Here is a 16,299-nt window from a genome sequence, read left to right as displayed (position 1 = left end):
TATATCAGACTCAGCGTGTCAAGTCATGAGGTTCAAAAAAGCGGAGATGACCCGGTCTAATCCCGGATATCCCCGCTTTTCATCAGCACCACCGATGGCTACGATTTGCGAGAAGCAGCCTGCTCAGCAAGCTGGATGGCCCGCTTGACCATATTGCCCGCATCCTTGGCTTTAATGCCTCCCCAGCCTTCTTCCTTGACCGTGTCGTAAAATCCAAGATCTTTGGCCAGCTCGTACTTTAGCTCCTCCGACATGACACTCCGTCTTCTTCGGCTCATACATACGCCTCCTTCGGCAATGGAATAAGGAAGATCATTCCCGGCTTAGTATGTGCAGAGATGTCATGCTTCATCCTGCTCTGTATATACAAAACGGCCCCGTCATTTGAAATGACGAAGCCGTCGTTAAACCTGCAAAGCTGGTATAAATCACGAAATGAATTAAGGTGTTTCAAAATATTCGACTACACTTGTATGGGAGTCGGGATCATATACGCTGACTTCCACCGACTCGGTAAGGATGTCAGCATAGCTGTAGGAGACACGTTTAAACGTCTGTTGCTCCTGATCCAGCTTGACGATAAAAACAGAAGGGTACGTTTCTTCCAAGACACCAGTTCGTTCGACGGTCTTACGGCGTCCGCCGTTAGCCCGCAGCAAAATTTTTTGCCCTACATGTGCGTCGAGACTGCGTTTGATTTCCAACAGCGTATTTTTAGCCATTGCCTAACGACCACCTCTTTCCTTGTCCATTATAACGAATTTTAGAGGGATTGTCAAATCGAGCTAAATATTATAACAACACGAAAAATAAGTTGTCAATTTAATTTTTTGCGAACAGGAATAATTTATATAAAAAATGACAAAAAGCCTCTGAAAGCAGAGGCTTTTTGTTCAAGTCAATCCTATTGGCACATTTGAATCCTAGATTGCAGAAGGCGTTACTTTAAGCGTTGACAAATTTTCAAGCTTCGGCAGGCCGATGCGATAGCTTCCTCTGGTTTCAATTCCACCCACTCCGCGACTGCCGCTGATTGTCTGGTGAAACAGGTCCCCCATATTCACCGTATCACGGATCGAAGTAAAGGCCGCCTTGGCAGCCACGTAAACGGGGTCCAGCGCGTGAATCAGGATACGCCCTGGTGAACTGGCGAAGTTCGCTCCCGCACGCAGCAGCGCCTCAAAATGGGACTGGCACGCCCCCGCTACAATGGTCAGCGAATCCAGATGACGTTCATATTGTCTTGCTACCTGAATTGCCGCCACAAAATTTTGCGAATTTTTATAACTTTTCAAGCTGTACAAATCGTAAGGCTGTGGCTGCTTTAGCACGCCATCATGTCCGGTAATCACTACAATATCCGGACGGATACGGGGAAGCAGCCGGTACAACGTATCCGCCATTGCCGATTCATGAACGTGATGTCCCTCTGCAGGAACACGGAGCTGTTCATATAAACTGAGACATTTTTTCAAATAGCCGGGATCTCCATCCAGATGAAGAACCTTTCCCGGCATTTCAAAATACGTTGACTCGACTGGATCACTCCAGTCCCCAACCAGAGCTGCCTGACTACGAGCAGCTTGCTGCTGGCGTGCCCGTTGCAACAGATTAAGAGACTCACCAGCCTTAATGTGAGCCTGCTGGGTCTTACCGCTAATCTGGTCTGCAGGCACTCTGACCAGATCGTTCACCGGGGAATCGGCCAGCAACCGAAATTCTATTCCCTTAATGATCGCTTTATCCCGCTGGATGTCCTCAACGCGAAACGTGACATCTCCGCCGTACGATTTCCGAACGACCAAGTCTCCTAAACTCATCACACTGTATCACCCCTCGTATATCGTATGGGTGAATGCACAGTTTGGTTCCAGCTTAGGATATACCTGCTTCCACCAGAACAGCACTGAGACGCGCAAATTCCTCAATACTTAGCGTTTCTCCTCGACGGGAGGGTTCAATACCAGCTTGTTGCAACAACGGCTCCAACGTGTCCTTGTTCTCTTTGGTGAAGAATCGGCTTTTTAAGTTATTGGAAATCGTTTTACGACGCTGGGCAAAAGCAGCATGAACCACTTCAAAGAAGTGCTTCTCATCCACCACTTCCACCGGAGGGGCTTCCCGTACACGCAACCGAATGACTGCAGACTCCACATTTGGCTGGGGAATAAATACTGTATTCGGTACAATACAGACTAATTCAGGTTCGCTGTAATATTGTACTGCAATGCTCAGACTACCGTAATCCTTCGTTCCAGGAGACGCAGCCATACGCTCAGCCACTTCTTTTTGGATCATAACGACGATATTCTCCAAAGGGAGCTTGTCCTCCAGTAGCCTCATCAGAATCGGTGTAGTAACGTAATACGGCAGATTAGCCACGACACTTACTTTACTCACGTCTGCAAAATCAGCTGCAAACACCTCGCGTAAATCCAGCTTCAGCACGTCTCCATGACGTACCTTCACATGCTCATAAGGGGCCAACACTTCTTCGAGAATTGGCAGTAGCCGCTGGTCAATCTCAACAGCGGTAACTACCTTGGCCGATTGCGCCAGCTTCTCGGTCAAAGCGCCAATCCCAGGACCAATCTCAAGTGCGCCCTTCGTCTCATCCAATCCGGCAGCATTCACAATCTTATTGAGAATATTTTGATCAATCAGGAAATTTTGTCCCAAACTCTTTTTGAACGAAAAACCGTGCCGTTGAATAATTTCCTTTGTACGCCGCGGTGTTGCTATATCTTGAATTCCTGTCATACGGATATCACAATCCTTCACTTTCAATTTGTGCCAGCGCTCCGGCAAATTCCTCGCGGCTGATCTGAAATACAGAGAGCCGTTTATGTAGCTGCTTTCCGTTACAATAACCAATACCCAGCACATTCCCTAAGGCCATACGGCGTGCAGCAGCATTGGGGTGGGTGATAAGTCCAGCATCAATCAGGTCCGCCCACTCAATCAGCGGGTCGGCGCCTTCTACTGTCGTATGAACCCGTGCGAGAGCGTGTCTGATCGCTTCCGGTGAGGCATTCTCCACACCAATATCTCCTTTGCGCGTCGCTTCTGCCTCGGGTATAAAGGCCTGCTTGCAGCCGGGTACCTTGGAAGCGATAATCTTACGGATGCGCTCCCCTGCATGATCGGGATCGGTTAAAATGATGACCCCCCGCCGCTCCTGCGCCAATGCAATTTTACGCAGCGTCATTTTATTAATGGCTGAGCCGCCAGTTTCTATCGTATCCGCTTCAACAGCGCGGCGAATGGCCACCGTATCATCCCGGCCCTCTACCACAATCACTTCCTTGATCATTTGCATTTCCCTCCACTGCTACACAGCAAGCTATATTTATCTTTCCCTGCTTTTGAAAACAAAATAAGAAGAGGATATCCTCTTCTTAGCATGGCATAACTATGTTGTTAATACTATCGCATTGCCCTCAACATACACAACCTGTTTTAGTTGATTTCAGGCTTTACCGGTCCGATAACATATACGGTTTTACCGTGCTTACGACCAAATTGGTTGGCTCGGCTCAAACTCTCATAATACACATCGATTTTGTGGCCTTTAATCGCGCCACCGGTATCCTCCGCACGGCGGAAGCCCACCCCTTCGATATACACCCACCAGCCGATTGGAATTATACTCGGATCGACAGCGATGGTACGGCCTTCCGTCACGCGCGTGCCGGATGCAGTACGTGTACCGATACCTGGCTCCTGTGAGGAATACGCCGTCATGGAGACATTTTGTAAAACTTTGCTATATTTAAAATTGACGCCTGCTTTACGGACAGCACTGCCCGAACTAACCGTTGTTGTCTTAACCGCATCATTGGGACCGACGGAAGCAGCAAGAACGACCGGCTTTTTCTTCGTTCCTACCGCAATAACCTTATCCACACGGTTCTGTGCAACTTCCTTGTTAACCAGCTGTTTGGATACCAACTTTCCATCATGATATACCTTTTGAACGTGCTGGACTACCACACCCGATTTGCCGCTTTGAATGACCCGATTATCGCCTTTATAAAGACTTGGATCGGCCGTTTTGATGACCTGATAAGGCACCTGTTTTTTCTGTTCGACCTGCTGTTTCTTCACACGGACGATTTTTATGTCCATGTTAGACGAAACAGAGGCATCCAACGCAGGATAAACTTTATCCGTTGACGATAATTTATAGCCCGAGGTACGAATGGCACCTTCTACTGTATTTTCTGTTGTGTACAGCTTTTTCGTCTCATTGCCTGAAGATACTTTAACTTGATTGGCACGTTTAATGACTACGCGGTCCCCATCCTGTACTGCTCCATTTAGCGGCATAGAAATTGTATCATGCGGCTGAAGTGAAATGGAATGCTCGCTCAGCAAATCTTGAAGCTTGGATTCCCGGGTTTCTACCGCAGATGCCTTGCCATCAATGACAAAAAAGACTTGTTTTTTAGATTGCGTGTACATCAGAATTGAAATCATAATCGTTAGCGCGATTAGAAAAATAGCAACCAAAGCAGCCTGGCGCACATTCTCTTGCTTCCAACGCAATACGTAAGACATGCTGGATGAGCGTGACTCATGGGTCTCCTCTTTTTGGAAAATGCCCATTTCCTCCGTCCTCCTTACATAGCCCGCCGTCTGGAGTAAGACATAGTTGAGATTTGACGTGACTATAACAGATTTTCTACAAGACAAGCCCAAACTGCGACTGTCCTGCACCATGTACCCGTCTTCGCGGCATGCTGTCCTCCCCTGTTTAACCACAGTATGATGACAGATTTTCTTTTATTCACAACAAAAAAAGCCAAAGAAAGAGACTAGAGAGCTCTTTCGTGGCTTCCGGCATGTGTGAATATGCGGGAAAACTCATGCACGAGATGGCTTCTCTCTTGTTACGCTTACGGGGTTAGCTGTCGGGTTCGGACGTAGAGAGTCGCCCTAGCTTGGGTCAACCGCTCATGGCGGTCGCCTTCACATTCACCCCGAAGACCCAGAAAGAAATCGAAATACGGCTCCTCTACCTGTTCAATCCCATCTGGGAAAAGAATTTAGGTCGAGCCGGCTGGCGGAAGAGACGTTCCCTTCTTGCACATAAGCCGGACGTACTGTAAGCCATATCGGTTCCCCCGTTCCCTGTAAAAGGGACTCAGCGAGACTGGTTCATGAAATGACTTGTTGATGTTTACATTCAAACAACAATTCACTGAAAAGATGATATCCTGTTTCCATGCATGTTGTAAAGCAGGTTTCAAGTACATTTTTCAAAATATTCGGTTAAAATATTGTAATATTCTCGAGTTTCCTGCAACAAATTCATGATTAGCTTCGTCTATCTCTTTATTTTGATCGATTTCTTCGCTTTTTTATTGAATGTCAAATCGTTCCAAGGCATTTTGGGTCGTTATTGACACTAATTCCTCCACTGTAATCCCCTTAATTTGGGCTGCAGCCTCTGCTACCAGTCTCACATGCGCAGACTCATTTCGCTTCCCGCGAAACGGATGCGGCGTCAGGTAGGGCGCGTCCGTTTCAATGAGCAGACGGTCCAGTGGCACCTGTGCCAGCACCTCTTTTGGCTGCTTGGCATTTTTAAACGTAATAGGACCACCGAAGGAAAGGTGAAATCCCATATCCAGCACCATTTGGGCTGTCTCCCAGCTCCCAGAAAAGGAGTGCATGACTCCGCCAATCTCACTCGCTTTTTCCTCACGCAAAATCTTAACAATATCTTCATGGGCATCCCGGTTATGAATAACAATGGGCATTTTGAGCTCACGAGCCAGACCAATTTGATTTCGAAACACCCGATGCTGAACATCCTTCGGTGATGTATCCCAATAATAATCCAGACCGATCTCTCCGATGGCTACGACCTTCTTATGACTGCATAACGATGCAATCCATTCTAAATCGCCCTCTTGCATTGTAATCGCATCCTGCGGGTGCCATCCAACTGCCGCATAAATAAAATCATACGTCTCGGCCAATTTCATGGTGGATGGAATGGTCTCACGATTAAATCCGATATTGATCATCCGCGTTACTCCTGATTCGACAGCACGTGCTATAACTTCTTCACGATCTTCGTCAAATTGTGGCGCATCCAAGTGAGTATGAGTGTCGAACAAATCCAAGGTTTACATCTCCTTTTTTTACTTACATTTCTATATAGTTGTCTATTCTTTGACAAAATAATTCCTTATTTCGGCAGGAAGCCTGTCTTTTACCGCGTTCAATTTATTCTGGGGAAAATACATATGATATTTCCCTCGGTGAATACCACTTATGGAGCGCACAATTTCCGAAACTTCGGATATTTCACTCACCTCGCCCTGACGTCCAAGCAGTAAAATCTGGTTGTCCGTCGAGCCACCCTGCCGAAACACATCATAAGGAAGATCCGTCGGAAAATCAATTTCAAAATCATATTCAGGGTGCAAACCAGCCTCTTCCAAAGCTTTCCGAATACTGTCAATGGTATCTGTATCCATATTTTCAATCTCTACATATTTATACAATCTACGGTCCATAAAGCGGCTGCTCAAATCACTTAAAATTTCGTCCTTTTCTCGTTTCCACTGGCTAAATACGGTCTGAATTAATGACTCATCGAGCATCAGATATTGCTCTACTGTAAGCTCTCCTTTCAACAGATCCGGCAGCGGGTTCAGCAGAAAACCAAACTCATATCCATTTTTAGACAATTCCTTTGCTCGCTTGAAAATTTTACGTAAAAGGATCTCCGAGCTGCGTGTTACAGGATGAAAATAAATTTGCCAATACATCTGATAGCGTGACATTAAATAATCCTCTACTGCATGCATGCCTGATTCCTTCACAACAATTCTCCCATTATGAGGACGCAACAGTCGTAAAATACGGTCCAAATCAATCGTGCCGTAGTTGACACCTGTCGAATGAGCATCCCGCAACAAATAATCCATACGATCGGCATCTAGCGGACTGGTCACCAAGTTAACAACAATCGGCTTATCATACGTTTTGGCTATAACTGCAGCCACCTTTTGTGGAAGCTTCTCGTCGACTTGCCGTAGCACGGCGTTGATCTTCGTGTCTCCCAGTACAATGCGGCATGTCCAATCCTCATGGTTCATATGAAAGGCTTCCTCAATTGAATGTGAAAATGGGCCATGCCCCACATCATGCAATAGAGCTGCACACAGAGCAACCTGCCTTTCCTCTTTCGGCCAATCTGGGAAATCTCCACGTTCAAATTGAGAAATAATACTTCTCGTAATCTCATATACGCCCAATGAATGTGAAAAACGGCTATGCTCCGCTCCATGAAACGTAAGATACGATGTGCCTAACTGCCGTATGCGGCGTAAACGTTGGAACTCCGGCGTGTTGATCAACCGCCATATCACAGTATCCTGAACATGAATGTAATTATGTACCGGGTCTTTAAATACTTTTTCTTCACTGAGTGGCTGGTGCAAGATATCAGCTCCTTTAATATTCGGAATAATGGATTAAAATACAATAAAATCCTAAAGCATTTCCCTCATTCGACATTCTTTGTCGTAATATGTCGAATTATAGTTTTTCGACATTTCCAAATCGACAAATTGAATAAATCATCAATAAGATAAGGCAATGCACATGAGTAAAGCTCTTTAATCTAAATACTTTTGCATAATCAGACTGTTACTACATTTTTTAGGTTGACTGTTTTGGGAATCGTTGGTATAGTAAATATCAGAAAAGAGAAAATTTTGTCGAATCATGACACTTATATTATTTTAAACGGCGAGAGGAGCCTGATTTATTATGATGAAATCCACTGGTATTGTAAGAAAAGTCGACGAGCTCGGACGTGTTGTTATTCCAATCGAATTGCGCCGTACCCTGGGAATCGGGGAAAAAGACGCGTTGGAAATTTATGTTGATGGCGAACGCATCATGCTTAAAAAATACGAGCCTGCTTGTATCTTCTGCGGTAATGCTGAGAACGTAATTTACTTCAAAGGGAAAATTGTTTGCCAAGATTGCATTTCTGAAATCCCAACACCTGTGACAAACTGAGAATTTTAGTATATAATAGACTTATCAGATATTGTTAATTCTAACCTTTTTCATATACACTCCTTGTTGCCTTCCACGGTTTGAACCCAACCGTTGGAAGGCCCTTTTTTGTTTAGGCAGATATTCATAAGAGTGCGTTGTAAACATCTCTCTTGGAGATTGCACGATCTGTGGCTGTACGCTTCATTGCGTCCTTGCGTGTAAGTCCCTCTTGCTCGTAATGTGCGACGTGGGACTCCAAAGATAAGGACTGCCACCATGCCTGACGTTCCTGTTCTTCTTCCTCTTCGTCTTTTCCTTCAACCACTAGACAATACTCACCAATCGGTGGATTTTCCTCTAGTTTAGCAAGGCATTGCTCCACGGTTCCTCGTACCCATTCCTCATGCAGCTTGGTCAGCTCACGCGCAAGCACCACTTTGCGTGAACCTAATGTTTCCTTCAACACCATCAATGTCTTCACAATACGATGAGGCGATTCATAAAAAATAATTGTGCCGTGAGATACCTGAAACGATAGCAACAGCTTCTCCAGGTCCTTTTTCTCCCGTGGTGGAAAACCAGCGAAGGTGAACCTTTCTGTATCCAGTCCTGAGGCAATTAAAGCAGATAGTGCCGCATTCGCTCCTGGGATGGGGATGACGCTAATTCCCGCTTCCAGTGCCAGCTTGACCAGATCCGAACCAGGGTCAGAAATGGCCGGTAGACCTGCATCGCTAACCAGCGCCAAGTTTTTCCCTTCTATTATGTAACGTATCAGTTCAGGCCCACTGGCAACCTTATTATGTTCATGATAACTAAAGAGCATATCCGGTGTGATTTCGAAATGAGTGAGCAGTTTACGTGTCTGCCGCGTATCTTCGGCAGCGATAATACTACACGACTTTAAGGTGTTAATTGCCCTAAAGGTCATATCGTCCAGATTCCCAATGGGTGTTGCAACAAGATACAACTTTCCCCGTTCTTCTTCGCTGTTACTAAAGCTTTTTTGTACAGCTGCTTTCACACAGAATCCCCCTTGCTTACTTCTCCATAGATATCTCTTATCTCCTGAGTATAATTCCCATTTTCCTGATATACAATGAGCGGAGGCAACAAACGAACCTCCGGTTTACCGTCACGTAATGCTTCAACCAGTACCATATTGGCTTCCATATGAACTCGTGGGTGAACAAAACGTATTCGTTTGGGTTCCAAACTATGTTTACGCATCAAGGTTATAATCTCGCCCAGCCGCTGCGGGCGATGAACCATGGATACCTTTCCCCCATTACGGACAAGCCGGGTGGATGCCTGAATGACTTCTTCCAGTGTGCAGTTCACTTCATGACGGGCAATTGCCTGGTGAGGATTCAGCTTGATATCGCTACCATTTAGCGGCATATAGGGGGGATTCACGGTAATCGCATCATAAACACCATGTCCCGTGATGTGAACCAGCTCACGCAGGTCCCCTTCCCGAATCTGAATTGCTGCTTCTAATCCATTCAAGCTGACACTGCGTCTAGCCATATCTGCCAAGCGTGGTTGAATCTCAATTCCTTCAATAGACGCTTTTGTTCGTGTCGTTAGCAGCAGGGGGACAACCCCATTGCCTGTACACAGATCAAGAATCTTTCCACGCTGCGGAATACCAGCAAAACGTGCCAGCAAGACCGCATCCATCGAGAAGCTGAATACTTCATCACTCTGGATAATGCGCAAATTATGTGAAAGCAGATCATCAATTCGTTCAGACTTCTTTTCTTTTTCCTCCATAGTGCTCTCCCATCTTTTATAACCAAAGTCGCTTTTCACTCATACTTCCCTACAAAAAAAGCCGTAGGCATCTTGCTCCTACGGCTTGTTTTTATTTATTCAAAAATGACAGACAGAAGAGGCAATCGCCTTCCGTTCGCAAATGTCCGTAATACACGTTGCATATATGAAATCCTTCATGATACAGCCTTGCTAGATTGTCGTAGCCTTCGCCCACGACCTCACCCGTTTGCCCTTCATCCTTAATGACGATCGGAGGAGGAAGCTTCGGCTTGTTTGCCGTCTTTTCTTCTCCAGAGGTTTCACGTTTGAGCATCTTGCGCACCTGTTCGTTTTCAATCGTTAGTCGTTGATTTTCCTCCAGCAGCTCTTTAACTGCCAGTTTCAATTCACCCAGATCGCTATGCAACTGTCCCATTTGGGTTTCCATTTCGTGAATACGCGCAAAAACATTTAATTTATCCAAGTTTCCACCCCGAAGCAACCTAATGGTTTACTTGACGACTACATCGTCCATTGGAAGTTCCTTGACCTTACTGATCTCAAACAGTTGAACATGCACCGTGCGATGACCTGCATTCACACCTACGACTTTACCTTCCCCCAAAGAGGTGATAACCATCTTACCCACCTGAGGTAGCTCTTCTCGCATACTTTCGTAGTTATCATGTTCAAACTTGAGACAGCACATCAATCTCCCGCACAACCCGGAAATCTTCGTCGGATTCAGCGACAAACTCTGATCCTTCGCCATCTTAATAGATACCGGCTCAAAATCCCCCAGCCATGAGGAGCAACACAGAATACGTCCACAAGGTCCAATTCCGCCAAGCATTTTAGCCTCATCCCGTACGCCGATCTGCCGCAGCTCGATCCGTGTACGAAAAATACTGGCCAAGTCCTTTACAAGCTCTCGAAAATCTACTCGACCCTCTGCCGTAAAATAAAAAATGATCTTATTGCGGTCAAATGTAAATTCTACATCTACCAATTTCATTTTAAGGCCATGGTCTTTAATTTTATTTAAACACGTGCCGAATGCATCCTTGGCCGCTAATTTATTCTCTTCTACCACAAGAGCGTCATCATCCCCAGCAATACGAATGACTTTTTTTAAGGGCAGGACAACATCCGAATCATTTACCTCTTTTTTGCCCACTACAACCTTGCCATATTCAATACCGCGCGCGGTCTCTACAATGACACAGTTTTCTTTCTCCACTGGAAGATCCAGCGGATCAAAATAATAAGTCTTGCCCGCCTTCTTGAAACGGACACCCACTACACTATACAAAAATTAACCCCCTTGTATGCCACTAAACCTCATTTGAAGCCGACATTGTACGAATGGCCGCAATTGAAGTCTCACTGTCGCACAAACCGGGAACCTGGCGTCGCGGATTGTGCAGAGTGGAACAAGCGCGCCTTCCTGTTAGCCGGTGATAGAACCGCTTGTATCGGACAACCCAATCAGAAGCTGCTCCACGCATAACTGCCCGTTGACGTGAAAACGGAGCTTCTTCCTGCAATTCGCGGCCAAATCCATATAAGAGACCCATTGTTCCGTGCTGCGGGTGATTGCCAATTTGGAGACGGACTCCAAATGATCTATGAAAACAATGCTTTCGTGCCTTCCGTAACGGAAATGAAGCATATCCTTAAACCACAAATGAAACAGATGAAACAGAATATCCAGGTGTTCAGAAAGTCCAGTTTTAAAAATCTTCTGTTGAGCCAGAATAATAGACGAGCTCCCCCGACTCATGGACTCCTTCACTAATTGTAACACTACGTTTCTAATTTCTGCAAACCAATTCTGCTGGAGAATTTCTCTACATGATTCCAGTCCTGAAGCAATATGAACGACCGACCGGACAAGCCCTGCCGTATAGCCTTCCCCAATTAATGCCTGCATCATCACCTCCGGCTGTAAAGCGTGGAAAGGAACCTGCTGCGTCCGTGATTGAATCGTAGGCAGCAACGCCTGTCCATTTTCAGAAATGAGTATACCGACCACTGGAATTTGGGGCTCCTCCAGAAATTTAAGTAAGCTATTAGCAGCTTGCACTGTCATGGTATCCGCCTGTCGGATGATATATACCTTCGGATTGGAGCTTTCAGATTTGTAAGAAAATATACGTTGAAGCCCGCGAATCTGATCAATTTTAATCGTAGCTCCATCCGGCTCTACAATATGCAAATCTGGATGATTCCCGTGCTCTACCTTGCGGCATGACAAACACTCCCCACATGCATCGTCCGTCTGTCGCTCACAAAATAAAGCCTTAGCAAAGATCTGCGCCATGTTCATCTGCCCGCTTCCCGGCGGCCCGCTAAAAACATAGGCATGGTTGACCGTATGATTCCGTAGTGCACTTTGCAGCATTTTTTTGGCTACATCCTGGCCCATTATATGTTGAAAAGACATATTTCCTCACTTTCTCCACTGAAAACAACTGTGATCCATCGGCAAATCGTTGTTCTTCCAGGCATGTACATAGTCAAAAATAATCTGCCAGCATGATCAGCAAGCAGATTATTTCTTCGTGGCAATAGCCCGTCTGTATTCATTTATAACATAAGTCTGCATTAAAATGAGAGATTAATTAGCAATCCTCTGATCTCACCGACCCCTTGCAAAAGCTCAATCTTGCCTTGCTCGGTTTCGAGCAGTTCATCTGCCATTTTGAGCAACAGCTCATCCACTTCATCAATCAGCTTATAACGTTTGCTGCGTCCCCGGCGATCCCAGCCCTTCGTGTCCTTCATGGACACGCCTCGCCGAACGGTATCTTCCAAAAACCGTTTAACCAGCATCTTATAGGCCTTCAGCTCACGAATCGTCATTGAACGTGCAAGACGATCTCCCTGCATTTGTATTTCCTTAAAGCGCCGATTCAATTCCTCCTGCGAAGCTTGCTCACCATTTTGCTGCATAACGTCGGAGAAGCTCTTGGGCTGAATTGGCTTTGCACTCATTTCATTTGTAGACAATGTACTTTGTAAAGGGCGATAGCCCGGATTTATTTTCATATAAACCTGCTTTCTCCCCGGATGCTTCCACTTTCCCCCTTCATGAACAGTTCAACCTAGAACTCAGGGTTTCTTCGGCTTTCCGGGGACTGCGCTGTAGCGCTGCCGTTTTAGTAGATCTGCCCTCATTCCCATCATGCAGGAAGATACAGGCGATTCCCCTATCATATCGGCAGAATAGGCCCTATTGTGTAGATTCAGAAATGCTCGAAACGGTCTACAGGCATCACGAATACCGTCGCTCCACCCACCTGCACTTCAACAGGCAACGGTAAATAGGAGTCCGTCGTCCCGCTCATAGGGGTAACGGGTGTGACCAGCTGTTCACGAACCTTGCAACTGCTGCGAATGACGTTCATTAATGAGTCCACCTGATTGTCATCAACACCGATCATAAATGTCGTATTACCTGCACGCAGAAATCCTCCTGTGCTCGCCAATTTGGTAGCACGGAAATTAGCTTTCACCAGTCCGCTGGATAATCTATTACTGTCCTTATCCTGTACAATCGCAATAATCAGCTTCATCCTGTATTCCTCCTTCAAGTCATATTAGAGACAACCTTGTCCCTAGCTCAATTTTACCGTATATCCTTCGACAATTATATGCTAAAATTCTGAGCAAACCGTGTTTTCAGCAAATCCTTCAATACTTGCTCCACCTGCTCTGGCGCCGGAGATGCATCAACAATTGTAATTCGCTCCGGAAATTTGCGAGCCAACTCCAAATATGCCTCTCGCACCTTATGGTGAAACGATATACTCTCCATGTCGAGGCGGTCCATTTCTGCTCCTCGTGACGCACTAATTCTTGCCAATCCCAGTTCGGGCTCAATATCCAGATAAAATGTGACATCCGGCTCCCAATCATCTACCGCAAAGCGATTAATTGAAGCTACCTCTTCAATTCCGATTCCTCTTGCAAATCCTTGATAGACTAAGCTACTATCCACAAAACGATCACATAATACGATAGCTCCCTGTTCAATAGCCGGCTTTACCTTCTCCACCAAATGCTGACGCCGTGCCGCCGCGTATAAAAGTGCCTCTGTTCGAGCATCCATACTGGTATGAGCAGGGTCCAAAATGATAGAACGAATCTTTTCGGAAATTTCGATGCCACCCGGCTCCCTTGTCGTGATGACTGGATAGCCTTCTTCCTCCATAAACTTCGCCAGCCGTTGAATCATAGTTGTTTTACCGGAGCCGTCTCCCCCCTCCAGTGTAATAAAAATGCCTTTGCGATTCATGTTATTCCCTGCTTTCCTGTCTGAAAAATAAAAGTCACCCACAGGCCACGTATGCTTCTTTTATTCAGTCTTCTGTATTTGTTAAGTCTCTAGTATCTAATCTTTATTGTAAACGGAATACCCGAATTGTAAGCATACTTTCATCTGCTACCCCGTGCCATTTGGCTCCCAGCTTACGTAGACGACCCATCCGCAGTGCAATCGCTTCTGTGATCGTTTCTCCTGCATATAGCAGTGGAATACCTGGAGGATACGGGATAATCATTTCGGCCGCTACCCTGCCAGCGCATTCCTCTACAGGCACCGTCTCCATCTGATCGGGGCTAATCGGTCGAAGACCAAACGGCACCGGAATAGAGTATACCTTCATTCTATCATTGTTCCACGTGGAAAAATCTAATTCGAGTCTTTGCTGCTCTTTTTCCGTTGGCCCCGGCTCACCAGCCGTCTCCTTAAATCTTATATCATTATTTATATGCACAAGAGCCTGCAACAGGTGACTCGCATCCTTAGCCGTAGAGCCTAACGTAAACAATAAAACAACATGTTTTTCGTCGCTCATCTCTGGAACACATCCGTAAGACTCCAATTCGTGCTTGAGTTCAAATCCATTCAGTATACCCCATGTATCATACAGCACCAATTTAAAAGGATCCTGGGTTGAATATCTGCTTATTCCCTCCTCAGCCCTTTCTAGGACCTCAGAGATTCCCCTGTGAGCGTATTCCCCCTCTAGTGCCTGCTGTGTAGGTTCTAACAAGCGAAAGCGCGGGAGCTGCTCCAGGCCCTTTCTAAAAGCATCTACTGCCGCTAAGCCCATGGTAAAAGCATCTGCTCCATACGCCTCTATATACCATCTTGCCAAATCCAATGAAGCCATTAACGGATAAGAAGGGCTAGAGCTTTGCACCATCGCCAGTCGCTGACGAAGTAGTTCCCGATGAATTCTCTTTCCCTGCACATGTAACATGGCCCCCATGGTCATGGCTGGGAGCATTTTATGTGTCGATTGGACGACTACATCAGCCCCGCAGGATAGCGCAGAGGCTGGCAAACGAGGATGTAGTCCATAATGGGCACCGTGTGCCTCATCTACCAATAGCGGCACATGGGCTGCATGACAAGCCTTAGCCGTTGCCGTCAGGTCATGCCCCATCCCATAGTAATTAGGTAGTGTAAGTAACACCCCTTTAGCCGAAGAATAGGCCTTCAGTGCAGCCTTTATTGTATCCGTTGTTGGGGCAACCGCCAGCCCGCTTTGTGTATCTATTTCCGGATCCAGGAATACCGCATTAGCCCCTGACAGCATGAGACCGTTCAGGACAGATTTGTGTACATTTCTCTGTACCAGCAGTAGATCTCCCGGCTCCGTACATACAGTTAAAATCATAGCCAAATTACCGACCGTGCTTCCTCCAATTAGCCAAAAGCTCTCTTCAGCACCAAAACACTTTGCAGCCAGCTCTTGCCCTTCACGAATCACATCTTCTGGGTGATGCAAATCATCCAGTCCAGTAATTTCTGTCGCATCAATAGACATCACTTCTTGCAACAGAGATGCAATATTTTCATGCTCATATACTTGTCCATTTTTATGACCGGGCACATGGAAAGAAGCATTGCCCTGAGTCCGGTAACGTATTAGGGCTTCCATTAATGGTGCGTGTACCGCCTTTTTCCCCATCATTCTGCAATCCTTCCAAACAAAGCTTTATATCTACCTTATTTTATCGTAAAATCAAGCGGAATCCTACTTTTACTCACAGAAAAAAAGGCCCGTATCGACAGACCTTGAATGCCAATCCTTCAAAGACTAATTAGCAAAGGATATTATGCATTTTTCTGTACCCAGATTTGCTTTAGTTGATCAATAAAAAAATGATATTTGGCATCAGTTGCATCCGTGTGTACCATTTCAGCTTCACACGTATCACAGATAAACTCGGAAACGATAAAAATGCCTTCATGCTTGTGCTGTCCGCATATAATACAGCGGTGACCGCCTTGATCATGCATATCCATCCCACCTTGTTTCTTTTACTATTAGTATGGGGCACTTTCTACTATTTTAAACCTTTTCATAGCTCAGTTTGACGATATACTCTATATATATTCCTCCTGGGTCATTATGGTGTTTGTACCCCGTATGTTTAAAAAACAGCCGTCTATGCCGATATAATAAGAAAAGCTCTTATGTATGGATACCCTTTCAT

Annotated in this window: 19 protein-coding genes and 1 riboswitch; of the genes, 1 reads left to right on the top strand and 18 read right to left on the bottom strand. The window is 45.8% G+C overall.

Annotation, left to right across the window (positions count from 1 at the left end; all coding sequences use genetic code 11):
- Positions 1-98 precede the first annotated feature (98 nt).
- The 8 genes from MKY16_RS00165 to MKY16_RS00130 all read right to left on the bottom strand — a co-directional run bounded on the left by MKY16_RS00165 (position 99) and on the right by MKY16_RS00130 (position 7,460).
- Entirely contained in the window at positions 99-278 is a 180-nt protein-coding gene (locus tag MKY16_RS00165) for a small, acid-soluble spore protein, alpha/beta type (protein ID WP_007428013.1), read from the bottom strand.
- 162 nt (positions 279-440) lie between these two features.
- Positions 441-722, bottom strand: a complete 282-nt coding sequence (veg, locus tag MKY16_RS00160; RefSeq protein WP_013308120.1) for a biofilm formation stimulator Veg — start codon at positions 720-722, stop codon at positions 441-443.
- 201 nt (positions 723-923) lie between these two features.
- A complete protein-coding gene (gene yabG, locus MKY16_RS00155; RefSeq protein WP_023986432.1) occupies positions 924-1,820 on the bottom strand; it encodes a sporulation peptidase YabG in 897 nt (298 codons plus the stop codon).
- A gap of 55 nt (positions 1,821-1,875) precedes the next feature.
- Positions 1,876-2,760: a 16S rRNA (adenine(1518)-N(6)/adenine(1519)-N(6))-dimethyltransferase RsmA gene (gene rsmA / locus MKY16_RS00150; RefSeq protein ID WP_029519379.1), complete on the bottom strand. Its 885-nt coding sequence runs from the start codon at positions 2,758-2,760 to the stop codon at positions 1,876-1,878.
- Positions 2,761-2,767: 7 nt separating this feature from the next.
- Positions 2,768-3,313: a ribonuclease M5 gene (rnmV, locus tag MKY16_RS00145; protein ID WP_013308117.1), complete on the bottom strand. Its 546-nt coding sequence runs from the start codon at positions 3,311-3,313 to the stop codon at positions 2,768-2,770.
- A gap of 146 nt (positions 3,314-3,459) precedes the next feature.
- On the bottom strand, positions 3,460-4,608 hold the full coding sequence (locus tag MKY16_RS00140; protein ID WP_029519383.1) for a 3D domain-containing protein: 1,149 nt from the start codon (positions 4,606-4,608) through the stop codon (positions 3,460-3,462).
- Positions 4,609-4,879: 271 nt separating this feature from the next.
- Positions 4,880-5,162, bottom strand: a riboswitch (cyclic di-AMP (ydaO/yuaA leader).
- A gap of 201 nt (positions 5,163-5,363) precedes the next feature.
- Positions 5,364-6,134, bottom strand: a complete 771-nt coding sequence (locus tag MKY16_RS00135; protein ID WP_340953559.1) for a TatD family hydrolase — start codon at positions 6,132-6,134, stop codon at positions 5,364-5,366.
- A 42-nt stretch (positions 6,135-6,176) separates the two neighbouring features.
- Positions 6,177-7,460 (bottom strand): HD domain-containing protein, encoded by a 1,284-nt coding sequence (locus MKY16_RS00130; RefSeq protein ID WP_340953557.1) that lies wholly within the window; start codon positions 7,458-7,460, stop codon positions 6,177-6,179.
- 331 nt (positions 7,461-7,791) lie between these two features.
- On the opposite strand from MKY16_RS00130, the gene MKY16_RS00125 reads away from it, so the two are divergent.
- Positions 7,792-8,046 (top strand): AbrB/MazE/SpoVT family DNA-binding domain-containing protein, encoded by a 255-nt coding sequence (locus MKY16_RS00125; protein WP_007428005.1) that lies wholly within the window; start codon positions 7,792-7,794, stop codon positions 8,044-8,046.
- 124 nt (positions 8,047-8,170) lie between these two features.
- On the opposite strand, the gene rsmI is transcribed toward MKY16_RS00125, so the two are convergent.
- The 10 genes from rsmI to MKY16_RS00075 form a co-directional block, all read right to left on the bottom strand.
- On the bottom strand, positions 8,171-9,052 hold the full coding sequence (gene rsmI, locus MKY16_RS00120; RefSeq protein ID WP_340953555.1) for a 16S rRNA (cytidine(1402)-2'-O)-methyltransferase: 882 nt from the start codon (positions 9,050-9,052) through the stop codon (positions 8,171-8,173).
- Positions 9,049-9,804: a tRNA1(Val) (adenine(37)-N6)-methyltransferase gene (locus MKY16_RS00115; RefSeq protein ID WP_029519389.1), complete on the bottom strand. Its 756-nt coding sequence runs from the start codon at positions 9,802-9,804 to the stop codon at positions 9,049-9,051. Before MKY16_RS00115 ends, rsmI begins: the two co-directional genes overlap by 4 nt.
- A gap of 91 nt (positions 9,805-9,895) precedes the next feature.
- A complete protein-coding gene (gene yabA / locus MKY16_RS00110) occupies positions 9,896-10,270 on the bottom strand; it encodes a DNA replication initiation control protein YabA (protein WP_025722558.1) in 375 nt (124 codons plus the stop codon).
- Between the two features lie 27 nt (positions 10,271-10,297).
- Positions 10,298-11,098: a PSP1 domain-containing protein gene (locus MKY16_RS00105; protein ID WP_013308110.1), complete on the bottom strand. Its 801-nt coding sequence runs from the start codon at positions 11,096-11,098 to the stop codon at positions 10,298-10,300.
- A 138-nt stretch (positions 11,099-11,236) separates the two neighbouring features.
- Entirely contained in the window at positions 11,237-12,232 is a 996-nt protein-coding gene (gene holB, locus MKY16_RS00100) for a DNA polymerase III subunit delta' (protein ID WP_023986424.1), read from the bottom strand.
- A 161-nt stretch (positions 12,233-12,393) separates the two neighbouring features.
- Complete coding sequence (locus tag MKY16_RS00095; protein ID WP_013308108.1) at positions 12,394-12,837, bottom strand: YaaR family protein; 444 nt, start codon at positions 12,835-12,837, stop codon at positions 12,394-12,396.
- Positions 12,838-13,034: 197 nt separating this feature from the next.
- Positions 13,035-13,364 carry a cyclic-di-AMP receptor gene (locus MKY16_RS00090; protein ID WP_007427998.1) on the bottom strand — a complete coding sequence of 110 codons (330 nt, stop codon included), beginning with the start codon at positions 13,362-13,364 and terminating at the stop codon, positions 13,035-13,037.
- A 74-nt stretch (positions 13,365-13,438) separates the two neighbouring features.
- Positions 13,439-14,086 (bottom strand): dTMP kinase, encoded by a 648-nt coding sequence (gene tmk, locus MKY16_RS00085; protein ID WP_029519390.1) that lies wholly within the window; start codon positions 14,084-14,086, stop codon positions 13,439-13,441.
- Between the two features lie 103 nt (positions 14,087-14,189).
- Complete coding sequence (locus MKY16_RS00080; RefSeq protein WP_340953553.1) at positions 14,190-15,773, bottom strand: aminotransferase class I/II-fold pyridoxal phosphate-dependent enzyme; 1,584 nt, start codon at positions 15,771-15,773, stop codon at positions 14,190-14,192.
- Between the two features lie 143 nt (positions 15,774-15,916).
- A complete protein-coding gene (locus MKY16_RS00075) occupies positions 15,917-16,102 on the bottom strand; it encodes a sigma factor G inhibitor Gin (RefSeq protein ID WP_023986422.1) in 186 nt (61 codons plus the stop codon).
- Between the last annotated feature and the right edge of the window lie 197 nt (positions 16,103-16,299).

The sequence above is a fragment of the Paenibacillus sp. FSL L8-0641 genome, assembly GCF_038006265.1.
Lineage (GTDB): Bacteria > Bacillota > Bacilli > Paenibacillales > Paenibacillaceae > Paenibacillus > Paenibacillus polymyxa_D.
The sequence above is the reverse complement of the archived record's forward strand: the minus strand, read 5'-3'. Positions and strand labels throughout refer to the sequence as shown.

Bases quoted from the DNA above. Each gene is read 5' to 3' on its own strand.
- MKY16_RS00165 (WP_007428013.1), bottom strand. From the start codon at position 278: ATGAGCCGAAGAAGACGGAGTGTCATGTCGGAGGAGCTAAAGTACGAG.
- veg (WP_013308120.1), bottom strand. From the start codon at position 722: ATGGCTAAAAATACGCTGTTGGAAATCAAACGCAGTCTCGACGCACAT.
- yabG (WP_023986432.1), bottom strand. From the start codon at position 1,820: ATGAGTTTAGGAGACTTGGTCGTTCGGAAATCGTACGGCGGAGATGTC.
- rsmA (WP_029519379.1), bottom strand. From the start codon at position 2,760: ATGACAGGAATTCAAGATATAGCAACACCGCGGCGTACAAAGGAAATT.
- rnmV (WP_013308117.1), bottom strand. From the start codon at position 3,313: ATGATCAAGGAAGTGATTGTGGTAGAGGGCCGGGATGATACGGTGGCC.
- MKY16_RS00140 (WP_029519383.1), bottom strand. From the start codon at position 4,608: ATGGGCATTTTCCAAAAAGAGGAGACCCATGAGTCACGCTCATCCAGC.
- MKY16_RS00125 (WP_007428005.1), top strand. From the start codon at position 7,792: ATGATGAAATCCACTGGTATTGTAAGAAAAGTCGACGAGCTCGGACGT.
- MKY16_RS00115 (WP_029519389.1), bottom strand. From the start codon at position 9,804: ATGGAGGAAAAAGAAAAGAAGTCTGAACGAATTGATGATCTGCTTTCA.
- holB (WP_023986424.1), bottom strand. From the start codon at position 12,232: ATGTCTTTTCAACATATAATGGGCCAGGATGTAGCCAAAAAAATGCTG.
- MKY16_RS00095 (WP_013308108.1), bottom strand. From the start codon at position 12,837: ATGAAAATAAATCCGGGCTATCGCCCTTTACAAAGTACATTGTCTACA.
- MKY16_RS00090 (WP_007427998.1), bottom strand. From the start codon at position 13,364: ATGAAGCTGATTATTGCGATTGTACAGGATAAGGACAGTAATAGATTA.
- tmk (WP_029519390.1), bottom strand. From the start codon at position 14,086: ATGAATCGCAAAGGCATTTTTATTACACTGGAGGGGGGAGACGGCTCC.
- MKY16_RS00080 (WP_340953553.1), bottom strand. From the start codon at position 15,773: ATGATGGGGAAAAAGGCGGTACACGCACCATTAATGGAAGCCCTAATA.
- MKY16_RS00075 (WP_023986422.1), bottom strand. From the start codon at position 16,102: ATGCATGATCAAGGCGGTCACCGCTGTATTATATGCGGACAGCACAAG.